Origin of the sequence: Hornefia porci (assembly GCF_001940235.1) — a bacterium.
Classification (GTDB): domain Bacteria; phylum Bacillota; class Clostridia; order Peptostreptococcales; family Anaerovoracaceae; genus Aminicella; species Aminicella porci.
Genome location: NZ_MJIE01000001.1, coordinates 458,872 through 470,994 on the forward strand (window position 1 = coordinate 458,872; position 12,123 = coordinate 470,994).

The window sequence follows — 12,123 nt, forward strand, 5'->3', positions numbered from 1 at the left end:
CCCTCCTTTAATGTGCTGCGAACAGGGACTTTGCTATGGAGCCGGATCTCAGCAGCATGAAGCAAAGAAGCACGGTGTAGGCAGCGAGCGAGAAGATCGCCGTGTGCAGGTTATCCGCGATCACCATGCTTTTCACCAGTACCGCATAGATCCCGACGCAGACCATGATCAGGAACCCCTGAAAGCCCAGGGCGATCAGGCTGCGCAGGTAGTTGTTTCCGATCTGTCCCCATTCCCGGTTGGTGAGTGTGGCAAATGGGATCGGCGATACCGAACAATAAAGGTAGATCTCGATCATACGTCCGTAGACCACGACCGTAATGATGATGGACATGATCTTCATGCCGAAGCTCACAAGGGTCGTTTCCATCGTGAGCAAGAGCAGTTCCGGGATCTCCAGGGAATCAAGCCCTCCTTGCAGGGACGACAGGGCAGCGGCGGCATCGATGCTGGTGCTGCCGCTGACGACGCCCGCGGATCTTGCCACGACGTGCTGCGCCACATCAAAGACGGCCATCGTGATGTCAAAGGTATGGGTGACAAGGAACACCGCCACCCATGCCTTGAAGAACCACTTGAAAAACAGGAACGTATCAAGATCGTGCAGGTTGTTCCTGTCGATGACCATACTGATCAGCTCGTAGCAAAGGACATAGGTGATGACCAGCCCCGCGATGGGCACGATCACATTTTCCGAGAGCGTCTGTATCATCGAGAAAATATTTGCGTTCCACGCCTGCGGGGTCTTTCCCACCTCTGCGGCAATGGTGCCTACCTTGTCGTTGACGTCCCCGAACATGGTTGACAGATTTCCCTTGATCGCTCCGATCAGGAGGTCCTTTATCCATTCGTTGATCGCGTCAAGGATACTCTGCATAAGCGGTCACCTCCTGTTCTTATCCAAAAAGTCCTTTCAGAAGCGGCACCAGCACCGTACCGATCAGGGCGACTCCGCCGCCTGCCATGAACTGCTTGATCCCCTGGCTTTTTGCTGATGTGCGATAAAGAAGTAATAGAAGTGTAAAAAATTTTGCCGTTCCTATCCGGCACTTGGCCATTGTGTCGGATAGGTCGGGCGTTAGGCTTCGGGCAAGTCAATTTTGCCGACAAAGCTGTAATAAATCTCAATGTCCTGCCTGCGGGTGCCGTTCTCGTCATAGCTGCACTCATGCACGACGATTTTCTCAATCATTTCCCGCAAGAGGGTGGGTGTCAATTCCTCAAAGGCAAGGTGCTTGCGGACAATCCCCATGAATTTCTCGGCGTTAACGGTGGCCGCCTGCGACTTGTCCAGTTCCGCCTGCAATGCGGCGGTGCGGTCTTTCAGTTCCCGCTGCTCCTGCTCATAGTCTGCCGACAGTTCCATGAAACGCTCGTCGCTGATTTTGCCGTTCACATTGTCCTCATACAGCCGCTTGATAATGCGGCTCACTTCGGCAATCCGCTCCTGCGCCTGTTCAAGCTGCTTGGTGGCTGCGGCGGTCTTTCTCTTGCCGCCGATTTCGTTCTGCTGGATCAGCAGCTTTACAAAACGGCTCTCGTGCCTGGCAGCATACTCCGTCACTTGCCGGAGATTGGAGAGGACACCGGCGGTCAGCAGGTCGGTGCGGATAAAGTGCGCCGTACAGTCGCGGGTGCGCTTCTTGTAGCTGCCGCAGATGTAACAGTCCTGCTTGCGGTTCTTGTTCTGATACCGCTGCTGGTACATCACATGGCCGCAGTCGGCGCAGAACAGCATACCAGAGAACAGCCCCACTTCGTCATAGCGGTTCGGGCGTTTGCGCTGCTTGCGTAACTCCTGCACACGCTCCCATGTTTCCGTGTCAATAATCGGCTCATGGTGGTTCTCAAAAATGGCCTGCTTCTCAATGGGATTTTCTACGCTGTGCTTGGTCTTGTAAGAGGGCTTTTCCGTCTTGAAGTTTACCAGACAGCCGGTGTACTCCCGGTTTTCGAGGATATGAACGACGGTGTTCGTCGCCCATTTACACTCATAGCCGGGGTGGTAGCGGCGTGTGCTGCCTGTCCTGCGGTATTCCAGCGTCCCCGGCGTGGGGATTTGCTGTTCCGTCAGCATACGGGCAATCTTGGTCGGGCCGTTCCCCGCAAGGCAAAGCTGGTAAATCTGCTGGACAACCGGCGCGGTTTCCTCGTCAACGATATAGTTCTCGTCCTCGTCCATGAGGTAGCCATACACCGGCTTGCTGGTAACGGGCTTGCCGCTCATGCCTTTTGCTCTTTTAACTGCCTTGATTTTCTTGCTCGTATCTCTCACCAGCCATTCGTTGAACAGATTTCGCAGAGGGGTAAAATCATTGTCCATGCCGCCGTTTGCGCTGTCCACATTGTCGTTGACAGCGATAAAACGCACGCCCTTTTGAGGGAACAGCATTTCCGTGTAAAACCCTACCTGCAAGTAGTTTCGCCCTAACCGGCTCATGTCCTTGACAATGACCGTACCAACTTTCCCGGCTTCAATGTCCGCAAGCATGGCTTGAAATCCGGGCCGCTGGAAGTTCGCGCCGGAATAACCGTCGTCGGTGTACCAGCGCAGATTGGTAAAGCCGTTCTGTTTTGCGTAGGTTTCGAGTATCCTTTTTTGGTTCGATATGGAATTACTCTCGCCTTGCAGCTCGTCCTCATGGGACAATCTCGGATAAAGGGCGGTAATGAGGTTTTGGGTGGCTTGTCTTAACATAAAATCCTCCGTTTCCGACAGCCAGCCCCACTATTCCGTGGTTTCATTGTACCACGGAACAGCGGGGGCTGTACAGCGGCAAAAGCGTTAAATTTGCTTCTTTACAGTCGGTCAAATTGCCGGTTTTTGCGTAGCAGCGGCTTCCGCTTCCAGTACCCGCGCCATTTTGTCGGCGGCGGTGGTCGTGGTATCTTTCTTGAAATAGCCGGACACGACAAGGACGGAATTGCCCATGCGGATTTCCGTCACGCAGTCGGGGCGGCGGGCGGTGCGGGTGTCGTGCTGCTTGTTATCTGCCATAGGCAATACTCCTTTCAGTCGGTAATCAGTTTCTTCATGCTCTCCATTTTCCGCTTGGCGGTTTCCTGCCGGAAGTTGTCGCCGGTAAAGCGTACCGGGACGCACATGGAAAGCAGCCGGTCATAAATCCGGGAATGGGCGGTGTCCTCCGGGTTTCGCAGGTCGTCCAGCGTGAGGTTGGTCGTGACGATCAGCGGCTTGCCGCTGCGGTAACGGCTGTCAATCACATTGAAAACCTGTTCCAGCCCGTAGTCGGTGCCGCGTTCCATGCCAAAGTCGTCAAGGATCAGCAGCGGATAGCGGCAAAGGCGGGAAATGTACTCGTTGCGCCCCTCAAAGCTGGCGGCAAGGTCATTGAGGATCAGGGCAAAGTTCGTCATGTGGACGGGGATTTCTTTCTCCATGAGGGCGTTTGCGATACAGCCCGCAAGGTAGCTTTTCCCGGTTCCTACGCCGCCCCAGAACAGGCAGCCGATATTGTCTGTCCGCATATCCTCCCAATGCTCCACATACCGGCGGGCAAGCCCGGCCTGCGGGTTCCTGCCGTTGTCATTCTCGAAAGTCCAGTCCCGCATGGCGGGGTCGGTAAAGCCCCGGCGTTTCAGTTCTTCCACGGTGTCAAGGTGCCTGCGCCGCTTTTCGGCGGCTTCCCGTTCCTCGCGGGCGGTTTTCTGGCAGTCGCACTCTGCCGGGTGGCGGTCGCGCCCGAAGATAGCGGCCTTATCCGGCGCAAAATAGGCTTCTTTCGGCTTGCGGCACTTGCCGCAGTACAGCAAACCGTCCTCGCCGGTGTAGTCCTCCGGCTCCGGGGTGGTGGCCGTCATATTCTCCAAAACAGCGTTGATTTCGTTCTTCATAAACTCTCGCCCTCCTTGCATGAGTAGTCTGGTATGCCCTTTTTCGGGGCTTTCTTAGTTGCGTCCTCCTGCGCCCATTTGTAGATGGTGGCGGCATGGCTCTTGTATCGCTTGCCGCTGGACGCGATATGGCAGGATAGCCGGTCAATGTAATAGTCCCATTTGCCGGGCAGGTCTGCTTTCAGCCCGTCCAGTTCCGATTGCGAAAGAAAAACATTTTCATACCGGCCATAGGCGGCGCGGGCGGGTTGTCCCGTATCTAACTCTCGCTCTCTCTCTTTTTCTATCTCTTTCTCTATCTCTATCTCTGGTGGACAAATGTCCGCTTGATATGGTGGACATTTGTCCGCCCCGGCCTTTGGCAAGGCTTTCTGCTCCTGCAAAGCCAGCCTTGCCCGCCGTTTTCGCTCCCCCTCGGTAGAGGATTGGCCGATCAGTAGTTCAATGTTGCTCATATACAGTGCGCCGTTCTGTAACGGCTCCACAAGCCCCAGCTTCATAAAAATCTGCAAGGCCCGTTCTACGGTGCCGACTTGCTGACGGGTAATGGTGGCAATCATCTGCGCGGTGTAGGGGATATTTTCATCAAGCTGCAACTTCCCGCCGTTTTTCAGCGATTTCAGGTACAGTTTCAAGAGGATGTTGGAATAGAGGATACCGTCCTGCATACTTTCCAGCAGCACAATGGCGTCCTCGTCAAAGTAATTCTCTTTCAGCTTGAGGTAGTAGTATTTTCGGTTGTCTGACATGGTTCCTCCTTTGGGTGGATTTGGGGTGTTTGTACGCATTTAGAACGCCGTTTCCGGGGGAAAAGGATAAATGTATCGCGTACCCTTTGACACCCACGAAAAAAGCCTTGATTTATGCGGGTTTGAAAGGCTCTAAAGCGTGACATCTCTGCCTTTGTTTCCGCTTTCTCTCGGCGGCGCGGATTTTCTTCATGCGCCCGGCGCAGTCGGGGCAGTATTTCCCCCGGTTGGATTTGGGGACAAAGGCCGCTCCGCAGACGGCACACCGTTTCCGGCTCCCCCGGTATAAGAGGGCTGCGGACAGCTCCCCGTCAAGGGGCAGGACAGCCACACGGAACCAGCGGCACATGAGGGAAAGGGAAATGCTCTGGACGCACACGCAAGGCTCCCCGTCGTCTAACAGCAGGCAGTTCCCCTCGTCGTAGTTACAGCACTCATGTACCAGCCGCCGCGCCCGCCGGTGCTGGCGGTAGTCCATGCGGGGCAGGTTATCGCTCATGGCTCTGCTCCTTTCTGCGGTGCGGCTCGTCCCGGCGCAAAATCTGGTTGATATTCCGCTTGACGGTCTGCAACTCCTTGAACCGCTGCTTCTGTTCGTGATAGGTGTTATACAGGCCGTCTTTCTCGGAGATAAGCTGCTCGATCTCGGCCTGCAACGCTTTCCGGGCGGGCAGCTTGGTAATGCCATGCGCCTTGAAATACCGGGGGGCTGCGTCGGCTATGATAAAATCGCTCTCATGGGCCTGCCGGTATGCGGCGCGGGCTTTCTCGGATTTCTGCGCTTTCAACCCGTCGCGGGCGGGCTTGGTCTGGGCGTAGGCCAACACCTGCCGCTGCAACTCCTTTTTCCCTTGCAGCTTGGTTTCCAGTGCTTTCAGTTCGCCGCTGGTCTGGCGCATTTCCGCATAGGCGGTATCAACGGCGGCTTCTAACTGCTCCGGGGAAGTAAAGCCGTACTGCTGGTAGACGGACAGCGTTTTGGCGGCCTGCTTCAGATTGTGTATCTTCGCCCAGCGTTCATAGCCCCGGCCTTTGCCCTCGGCCATTTTCTGCTCAATGTCCACAAGCCGCTGCACTCCGTCCTGTTTGGGGGCGGTTTGAGGGGCTTTTGCGGGCTGTATGCCGCGTTTCTCCTGCCAGGGGTATTCAGGTATGGCTGCGGCCTTTTCTATGGCTCTGGCGGCATTCTGCTCCAAAACGGCAAGGACGGCGGTGCGGTCAAAATCGTCGCCCAGCTTCCGGGCGGTGATGGGCTTTGTCCTGTCCGGCGTGAGATAGGACAGCCGCCCCCGGCTCTCCTTGACGGTCACACCCTCCCGCAGCAGCAGAGAGGAAAACTCGTCAAAGCTGGCGGCGGTGGCAAGGGCTTTCCGTATGGTCTGCCGCAGCTTTTCCTTGTTCGTTTCAAACTTGGTCTGCCGGGGCGTGATACCATCGGCAATCATGGGGGCGTTCTGCTTGTCCAGCGCGGCTTGTCCCTTTTTCTGCGCCCAATACTCCCGGTCGGTGATGCGGTTCTTGCTGCCGTTCAAGAGGTCGATTTGGTAAAGCCCCTCCCGGTGGCACATCTCCATGACTTCGGATTTGAAGTAGCGCAGGGCAGCGTCGGTACATCGGTGCTTGCAGCCGGCTTTCGTGTCGGCTGGCCTGTCCATGTAGGGCAGGAACGGCACTTCCTCAATCCGCAGGCTGTTTATGACGATATGCACATGAATGTTGCCGCTGTGGTTATGCCCGTCCGGGTGGGTGCAGACAAGGGCTTGGTGGCCGGGGAAATGTTCTTTACAGAATTGCTCCCCCAACGCCTGCGCCCGGTCTACGGTCAGGCCGTTGTCCGGCCCGTCCCGCGGGTCAAAGCTGATGATGTAGTGGTGGCTTTTCACATCTTCCCGCCGCTGGTTTTTCTCATAGCGGAGATTGGCCCGCATACACGCAACGGCAAAATCCTCCCCGCCGCAGTTCAGCGTAGACAGCCGGTAGTCCTCGCGGGGGATAAGCCTGCCGGTTTCATCAAGGACGGGCTTCATGGTAAATTCGTCATGCTCAAAGAGCAGGTATTGTTCGGCGGCTCCGTAGTCGGCGTTTTTAGAGTTGATATGTTTGAGTGTTGCCAACCGCGTCACCTACTTTCTTTAAGACTTCATACTTGAGGGCGGCAAGGTCGGCTATGGCGGCGCGTACCTCGCCGGACAACGCATGATAGGGCGCGCCGTACTCGTTCAGATACCGGGCAATCTGGTTGAGGTTGCCGCCGATCCTGCCGTACTCGGCTGCGAGCTTCCCGACAGCGGAGAGCAGTTCGTCATTGACCGACGACACATGGAGTACGGGGCGTATGGTGGTACGCCGGATCGCCTGCCGGAGAAATTCCGACTGGCTGATACCATAGGGCGCAAGCCGCGCTGTGAAGTCGGCGTATTCATCTTCGGTCAGCCGGGTTTTCACAACGCGGCTGCGGTGGGGTGTGTTGTATTTTTTTCGCATGGTCGTGACCTCCTTTCTTGCCGCATGAGCGCGGCGGGGATAAGCGGCGCAAGCCGCATAGCAGGGTTTGGGGAAGGCACTCCCCAACAAGTTTCCCGCGAGGGGCAAAACCGCAGAATTGCGGATTTTGGCACCGTGGTAGAAACTTGCTCTAAGTAAGCCGCAGACTGGCCCTGTCCGGGCTTTTCCGTACATAGAGCGAACAGGGCGGGGCTTTCAGCCCGCTGTTCGCTGCCTTTTTTCTTTCGCCAATATTACTCCGCAGAGGGGCTTTGCTACCCGCTGGCTGCGCTATTTTTCTTTTCCGCTAAAGATACATTTGAAAAGCCGTCAGCTACCCGCTGGACAGAGATTTTTCAAAATTTCTTTTGCCTTAGTAATCCGGGAACGGGGATTTTGGCAACCGGCGGGACAGAAAAATTTTGCTTTCACTTCCTACAACGGAGAGATTTTGAAAATGCCAAATATCCGGGCGGGAAAATTTCTCCCCTCATTTACTACTACAACCGGCAGGGGGCAAAATGGCCGGGAGCCAGAACGGGCAACAAAAAAAGCAGCAAATCTTTTTCAGACTTACTGCTTTCGCTGGTCGCCGGTGGCGGCTGGTATTCAGTTTTGAAAGTTTAGGGCTGGCTGGTATGACGATAACGCGTTTAGCAAATAAAAACTTCTCATCTCAAATCAAAAAGAATACTTTCATAGTCCTTTACAAAATACTTTATATTTGTGCGTCCTTTCTGAATAATTGTGTGGCCTTCCGCTTCCAACTTTTCCTTTTGTGCCTCTACACCGCCGGGATATTTTGCGTTCAATTCCCCGTTTGCCTTTAAGGTTCGCCAATACGGGGTTTCATCTTCAGAACGCTGGTAACTCGCCCATGCTGCAATAGATACAAAAATCCCGGCTGTAATAGGCTCTGTGAAATCCGCTCCATTCAGTTTAGCAAAATATTCACGGATTTTTCCGACAGTGATTACTTTGCCATAAGGAATTAGTTTCATCACTTTATCATATTCGATTGGTGGGGCAAAATACATTCTGCTTCCGCCATATTTCTCAATGCTTTTCTGGTCGGTAATAATCTGAAATTTAGGCATATCCTTGCTATCATGTAGCATGGCATTAAAATCTTTTTTATCTTCATTCGCCATCTCTCAACACCTCCTGCCTTAATTATAGTGGAGCAGATTATTCCATGCAATGAGACGGTTTGAAAATCAGCTTGATTTTTTTCTTGTCTGACATTGGATATAACTCAACGGTCAAAGCGAAATTTGAACAGCGCGGCAATGAGCCGCTGCTTCACATAGTCCTCCACCTCGGAGTTGACCTGTCCGTTTATTTTGGAGAAGTAGCGGATATATCCGGCGTAGTGGGAAAGAACCGTGTCGATTGCGTCCGGGTCGCCCTCATGGGCTTTAACGATTGTTTCATAGGGGAGAAGTTTACTCATGGTCGTTTCCCTCCATGAGCTGGCTGGAGAGGACAGAATGAATGTCATTTGAGTACGTCCGTTCTCGGAAACATATCCACTTCGCTTTTGGCACTATCGGTATACGGGAACATATCCAATCTCTCTCTGGAATGTATACCATACTTTTAAAAGGCAGAATAGCATTTTAACTTATGCTACCCTACCTATAACTAAACATTTACAGTTGCATGTGGCCTATTGTTTTTAGCCGTTAAATATTTTATAACTATTAAATAGCGATACAAATTGTTCGAAACTAATATTGTTTATATCATATATTCTCGCATGTTTTAAAGCTTTATTAAATTGATTTTTTGTAAACAGTTTTTCATACTCTTTGTTAACCCATTTCATTACAAAAGTTTCATATTTTTTTCTCTCTTTAAATGCCATTTTTGCTGGCTTTCTTTTTAATACAATTAATGCGCTATCCACTTTAGGTTTTGGATGGAAATAATACCTAGGAATTTTTGCTAATATAGAAATATCTACCTCTGCCATTAACAGCAATGCTAGTGATCTGTTTGTATCTAATAACCTTTTAGCAAAACCATATTCCACTATTAAATAACTTATTGTGGCTGAACTTTCAAAAACAATTTTTCGAATTATATTTGTGCTTATGTTGTAAGGTATGCTGCCAAATATTTTATATGGATTGTGGCTAGGAAATGTAAATTTCAGTATATCATCATTTACTATTTGATAGTTAGGATAATTTAAGAGCTTATTACGAGTTACCTCACATAATTTAGAATCAATTTCTATCGCCGTAACAAAATTACATCTCTTTACCAATTCAGCAGTAAAATGACCTTTCCCTGCACCTATTTCAAAGATGTTATCTTTTTCATCTAAACTTATGCAATTCATTATTTTTTCTATGTGATATTTTGAAGTAATAAAATTTTGACTATCTTTTATATTTACTTTGTTCATTATAACCTCTCCTTAAAGGTAAGCGCCTAATATAAGGGTATCTGTTCGCTTGGTCATATATTTGCCATAATAGTAGTAATCACATATGCCAGCATTTTACTCTATGATCCGGCGCTAGGATCTAGCAGTAAGCAAGCATTTTACTACAATTATGGAGGTTACATTTATGCAGACAGAAAGACGAACTGCCGATGAGCAATACCGGCTCATCATGGAATGTCGCAGCAGCGGACTAAGCGATTTTCAGTGGTGCAACGAGCACGGGATCAAACCCGGTACATTCTACAACTGGGTCAAGCGGCTTCGCAAAAAATCCTGCTATGATATTCCGCCGGCAACAGGCCGGGGAGGCTATAAGCCTTCGGAACAACAGGATGTTGTCAAACTTGAAATCGTTGACCAGCCTGTTCTGCACGAAGAGACACCACAGCTTTTAAGCGTGCTTCCGGATCATACGGATACAAACTGTATGGAAGCAACTGCTGAGATCAAACTCGGCTCCGCCCTGATCAGGATTTCAAATGATATAGATCCGGCACTTTTAGCACAGATCATCCGGTCTGTGGGAGGTGCATCATGCTAGGCGACATTACAGCTGCAACAGATATTTATATCATTTGTGGCTACACCGATATGAGAAAATCAATCGATGGTCTGTGCGCCATCATCAGAGACCAGCTTCACTTTGAACCGGAGCATACCACCGCGCTCTACCTTTTCTGCGGCAGACGCAATGACAGGATAAAGGCACTCCTTCATGAGAATGACGGTTTTGTGCTTTTATATAAACGCCTCGATCATAACACCGGAAAATACCGGTGGCCACGTAACCGTGACGAGGTGAAAACCATTACATGGAGGCAGTTTGACTGGCTCATGTCCGGTCTTGAGATCGAGCAGCCAAAGGCAATAAAAAGTGCCTGAAACGCTTGATTTTTCTAGGCTTTTGCACCTGTTTATGGTACAATAGAAGTATCAAAAAACGGAGCAGAAGACCATGCCTTCAGGAGTAAAAGATATCCAGCTCTTAGAGCTTAAGGATACAATCTCACAACTGAATAAAACAATCAGCACTCAGAACGAACTCATAAGTTCATTGCAGAAGATGCTGGAAGAACGCAATGCGAAGGACAGTGAAAAAGACCTTCTGATCGCGAATCTCCAGTCTCAGCTTGCGTATCTTAAGAACAAGGTCTTTGGCTCAACCAGTGAAATACGCCATGACCAGCTGGACGGACAGCTGAATCTGTTCGGTACACCCGTCGGTGATGAAAAGCCTGCGGAAGTGATCGAACCGGAAGTGATCAGCGTCAAGGGGTATACCAAAGAGCGGAAACCCAAGGCAACCTATGATGACAAGTATAACTCTGTGCGCTCCATTTGTAAACATTTTTTTACGGATATAGTAGGACTGTCTATCAAATTTTTCTGTGTTTCTTTACGACACATGAGCATTGGCACCTGGGTTGTCCGATCCGTATCCCTCCAAAAGGTTGATGATGCCCCAGATACCGAGGCCCGCGCCCAGCGCAATGACAAGGGTCTGTAATACGCCGACTGCACTGTTGAAAAACGCCATAAGTAAAGCTCCTTTCTGCCGCCTTGCGGCACATGACGATAAAGTTTGTGGTAGAAATGGAAAAGCCGCCGTAGCGTTACGGCGGCAGGGTTTGCGGCGGGGCTTTGTTGGGCGCCCTCGCCCGGTATGCTGTTGTTGTGTTCTTGATTTTGGCCTCCTTTCTTGAAATTGACTAGTCTCGCAGAGTGACAAAAAAAGCAGCAAATCTTTTTCAAGACTTACTGCTTTGAGTGCCTCCATGATGGACGGTGATTATTCGGTTTTCATGGTAAGAGAGAAGTAGCACCTTGGCTGCTGCTTTTACTTTGGCTCATTTTACGATTTCGACTATCTCATACTCTGTTCCAGGATTTTTCTGAACGACTGTAAAGAATAACGTTTTGTGAATTAACTGATCCGGTTGCCGCGAATCGAAATATGTCGCGTACCTAAATCTCGGTACCTGATGAAATTGCGATACGGCAATATAATCTGAAACAGTAAAAACCCCAAACAATAGGACAACACTTGCGATAACACTCAATATGCGCAGGCTTCTCTTAACCACCACAGGCTTAATCGTGAGATAAATTCCAATTACCATAATAATGCTTCCGATGATGGAATAAATACTTCCCCAACTGCTATCATTCGGAAAGATTGCCAAAGCCGAAACAATAATAAAAATTCCGAACACTGACATCAGATAGCCTATTACTTTTTGCTTTCCAACCTTTACTTCGTTTTTGCTGTATTCTGCCATTTTAATAGCAGTATCTCTTGTCTCTTGATTCATATTCTCGCTTTTCCTTTCTCCATCAATAATTTCAGGAATACTCACTTCATAAAAATCTGCGATTTCAACCAGCATACTGATGTCCGGCATATTGCTTCCGGTCTCCCAACGAGATATTGTCCTGTTGGAAACGTTAAGCTGTTCAGCCAAATCCTCTTGCGTCAGATCCTTTTCTTTTCGGAGTTCTTTAAGGAAAGTTCCGATTTTACCTTGATCCATGGGCTGCCTCCTTTCCACGTTACAATAAAGTTTGTCTGTACATCTTTAC

18 protein-coding genes are annotated in these 12,123 nt (G+C 50.4%); 4 read left to right on the forward strand and 14 right to left on the reverse strand.

From position 1 onward, the window contains the following. Positions 1 to 7: 7 nt before the first annotated feature. The 9 genes from BHK98_RS02045 to BHK98_RS02085 all read right to left on the reverse strand — a co-directional run bounded on the left by BHK98_RS02045 (position 8) and on the right by BHK98_RS02085 (position 7,088). The gene (locus BHK98_RS02045) at positions 8 to 877 is read right to left on the reverse strand and encodes a VirB6/TrbL-like conjugal transfer protein, CD1112 family (protein ID WP_075711991.1); all 870 of its coding nucleotides are present in this window, start codon (positions 875 to 877) and stop codon (positions 8 to 10) included. Positions 878 to 896: 19 nt separating this feature from the next. Next, positions 897 to 1,058, reverse strand: coding sequence for a Maff2 family mobile element protein (locus BHK98_RS14050; protein ID WP_075711992.1), 162 nt, complete (start codon positions 1,056 to 1,058; stop codon positions 897 to 899). 20 nt (positions 1,059 to 1,078) lie between these two features. Then, positions 1,079 to 2,698 (reverse strand): recombinase family protein, encoded by a 1,620-nt coding sequence (locus tag BHK98_RS02055; RefSeq protein ID WP_074754402.1) that lies wholly within the window; start codon positions 2,696 to 2,698, stop codon positions 1,079 to 1,081. 111 nt (positions 2,699 to 2,809) lie between these two features. After that, positions 2,810 to 2,998, reverse strand: coding sequence for a transposon-encoded TnpW family protein (locus BHK98_RS02060; protein WP_020995296.1), 189 nt, complete (start codon positions 2,996 to 2,998; stop codon positions 2,810 to 2,812). A 14-nt stretch (positions 2,999 to 3,012) separates the two neighbouring features. After that, positions 3,013 to 3,855: an ATP-binding protein gene (locus tag BHK98_RS02065; RefSeq protein WP_074754404.1), complete on the reverse strand. Its 843-nt coding sequence runs from the start codon at positions 3,853 to 3,855 to the stop codon at positions 3,013 to 3,015. Beyond that, entirely contained in the window at positions 3,852 to 4,604 is a 753-nt protein-coding gene (locus tag BHK98_RS02070) for a phage replisome organizer N-terminal domain-containing protein (RefSeq protein WP_074754406.1), read from the reverse strand. The genes BHK98_RS02065 and BHK98_RS02070 overlap by 4 nt, the downstream gene beginning before the upstream one ends. Positions 4,605 to 4,716: 112 nt before the next feature. Beyond that, positions 4,717 to 5,103 (reverse strand): cysteine-rich VLP domain-containing protein, encoded by a 387-nt coding sequence (locus BHK98_RS02075; protein ID WP_004452819.1) that lies wholly within the window; start codon positions 5,101 to 5,103, stop codon positions 4,717 to 4,719. Next, positions 5,093 to 6,727 (reverse strand): relaxase/mobilization nuclease domain-containing protein, encoded by a 1,635-nt coding sequence (locus BHK98_RS02080; protein WP_465250931.1) that lies wholly within the window; start codon positions 6,725 to 6,727, stop codon positions 5,093 to 5,095. The genes BHK98_RS02075 and BHK98_RS02080 overlap by 11 nt, the downstream gene beginning before the upstream one ends. Next, positions 6,690 to 7,088 carry a plasmid mobilization protein gene (locus BHK98_RS02085; protein ID WP_002584975.1) on the reverse strand — a complete coding sequence of 133 codons (399 nt, stop codon included), beginning with the start codon at positions 7,086 to 7,088 and terminating at the stop codon, positions 6,690 to 6,692. The genes BHK98_RS02080 and BHK98_RS02085 overlap by 38 nt, the downstream gene beginning before the upstream one ends. 396 nt (positions 7,089 to 7,484) lie before the next feature. Between BHK98_RS02085 and BHK98_RS13445 the strand changes: the two genes are divergently transcribed. Continuing rightward, positions 7,485 to 7,715 (forward strand): hypothetical protein, encoded by a 231-nt coding sequence (locus BHK98_RS13445; RefSeq protein ID WP_158024444.1) that lies wholly within the window; start codon positions 7,485 to 7,487, stop codon positions 7,713 to 7,715. A gap of 44 nt (positions 7,716 to 7,759) precedes the next feature. On the opposite strand, the gene BHK98_RS02090 is transcribed toward BHK98_RS13445, so the two are convergent. The 3 genes from BHK98_RS02090 to erm(G) all read right to left on the reverse strand — a co-directional run bounded on the left by BHK98_RS02090 (position 7,760) and on the right by erm(G) (position 9,501). Continuing rightward, positions 7,760 to 8,239 (reverse strand): MGMT family protein, encoded by a 480-nt coding sequence (locus BHK98_RS02090; RefSeq protein WP_075704894.1) that lies wholly within the window; start codon positions 8,237 to 8,239, stop codon positions 7,760 to 7,762. 104 nt (positions 8,240 to 8,343) lie between these two features. Beyond that, entirely contained in the window at positions 8,344 to 8,541 is a 198-nt protein-coding gene (locus BHK98_RS02095) for a helix-turn-helix domain-containing protein (RefSeq protein ID WP_075704895.1), read from the reverse strand. Positions 8,542 to 8,766: 225 nt separating this feature from the next. Further along, positions 8,767 to 9,501, reverse strand: coding sequence for a 23S rRNA (adenine(2058)-N(6))-methyltransferase Erm(G) (gene erm(G), locus BHK98_RS02100; RefSeq protein ID WP_014387027.1), 735 nt, complete (start codon positions 9,499 to 9,501; stop codon positions 8,767 to 8,769). A gap of 166 nt (positions 9,502 to 9,667) precedes the next feature. Between erm(G) and tnpA the strand changes: the two genes are divergently transcribed. The 3 genes from tnpA to BHK98_RS14160 all read left to right on the forward strand — a co-directional run bounded on the left by tnpA (position 9,668) and on the right by BHK98_RS14160 (position 11,050). Next, entirely contained in the window at positions 9,668 to 10,084 is a 417-nt protein-coding gene (gene tnpA / locus BHK98_RS02105; RefSeq protein WP_075704896.1) for an IS66 family insertion sequence element accessory protein TnpA, read from the forward strand. Beyond that, the gene (gene tnpB, locus BHK98_RS02110) at positions 10,078 to 10,425 is read left to right on the forward strand and encodes an IS66 family insertion sequence element accessory protein TnpB (RefSeq protein WP_075704897.1); all 348 of its coding nucleotides are present in this window, start codon (positions 10,078 to 10,080) and stop codon (positions 10,423 to 10,425) included. Before tnpA ends, tnpB begins: the two co-directional genes overlap by 7 nt. Positions 10,426 to 10,498: 73 nt before the next feature. Next, on the forward strand, positions 10,499 to 11,050 hold the full coding sequence (locus BHK98_RS14160; protein WP_465250932.1) for an IS66 family transposase: 552 nt from the start codon (positions 10,499 to 10,501) through the stop codon (positions 11,048 to 11,050). On the opposite strand, the gene BHK98_RS14165 is transcribed toward BHK98_RS14160, so the two are convergent. Then, the gene (locus BHK98_RS14165; RefSeq protein ID WP_465250933.1) at positions 10,940 to 11,320 is read right to left on the reverse strand and encodes a Maff2 family mobile element protein; all 381 of its coding nucleotides are present in this window, start codon (positions 11,318 to 11,320) and stop codon (positions 10,940 to 10,942) included. The two genes, BHK98_RS14160 and BHK98_RS14165, sit on opposite strands and share 111 nt — an antisense overlap. Before the next feature lie 70 nt (positions 11,321 to 11,390). Then, positions 11,391 to 12,074, reverse strand: coding sequence for a helix-turn-helix domain-containing protein (locus BHK98_RS02125; RefSeq protein WP_075711994.1), 684 nt, complete (start codon positions 12,072 to 12,074; stop codon positions 11,391 to 11,393). Positions 12,075 to 12,123 lie beyond the last annotated feature (49 nt).

Bases quoted from the DNA above. Each gene is read 5' to 3' on its own strand.
- BHK98_RS02045 (WP_075711991.1), bottom strand. From the start codon at position 877: ATGCAGAGTATCCTTGACGCGATCAACGAATGGATAAAGGACCTCCTG.
- BHK98_RS14050 (WP_075711992.1), bottom strand. From the start codon at position 1,058: ATGGCCAAGTGCCGGATAGGAACGGCAAAATTTTTTACACTTCTATTA.
- BHK98_RS02055 (WP_074754402.1), bottom strand. From the start codon at position 2,698: ATGTTAAGACAAGCCACCCAAAACCTCATTACCGCCCTTTATCCGAGA.
- BHK98_RS02060 (WP_020995296.1), bottom strand. From the start codon at position 2,998: ATGGCAGATAACAAGCAGCACGACACCCGCACCGCCCGCCGCCCCGAC.
- BHK98_RS02065 (WP_074754404.1), bottom strand. From the start codon at position 3,855: ATGAAGAACGAAATCAACGCTGTTTTGGAGAATATGACGGCCACCACC.
- BHK98_RS02070 (WP_074754406.1), bottom strand. From the start codon at position 4,604: ATGTCAGACAACCGAAAATACTACTACCTCAAGCTGAAAGAGAATTAC.
- BHK98_RS02075 (WP_004452819.1), bottom strand. From the start codon at position 5,103: ATGAGCGATAACCTGCCCCGCATGGACTACCGCCAGCACCGGCGGGCG.
- BHK98_RS02085 (WP_002584975.1), bottom strand. From the start codon at position 7,088: ATGCGAAAAAAATACAACACACCCCACCGCAGCCGCGTTGTGAAAACC.
- BHK98_RS02090 (WP_075704894.1), bottom strand. From the start codon at position 8,239: ATGGCGAATGAAGATAAAAAAGATTTTAATGCCATGCTACATGATAGC.
- BHK98_RS02095 (WP_075704895.1), bottom strand. From the start codon at position 8,541: ATGAGTAAACTTCTCCCCTATGAAACAATCGTTAAAGCCCATGAGGGC.
- tnpA (WP_075704896.1), top strand. From the start codon at position 9,668: ATGCAGACAGAAAGACGAACTGCCGATGAGCAATACCGGCTCATCATG.
- tnpB (WP_075704897.1), top strand. From the start codon at position 10,078: ATGCTAGGCGACATTACAGCTGCAACAGATATTTATATCATTTGTGGC.
- BHK98_RS14160 (WP_465250932.1), top strand. From the start codon at position 10,499: ATGCCTTCAGGAGTAAAAGATATCCAGCTCTTAGAGCTTAAGGATACA.
- BHK98_RS14165 (WP_465250933.1), bottom strand. From the start codon at position 11,320: ATGGAGGCACTCAAAGCAGTAAGTCTTGAAAAAGATTTGCTGCTTTTT.
- BHK98_RS02125 (WP_075711994.1), bottom strand. From the start codon at position 12,074: ATGGATCAAGGTAAAATCGGAACTTTCCTTAAAGAACTCCGAAAAGAA.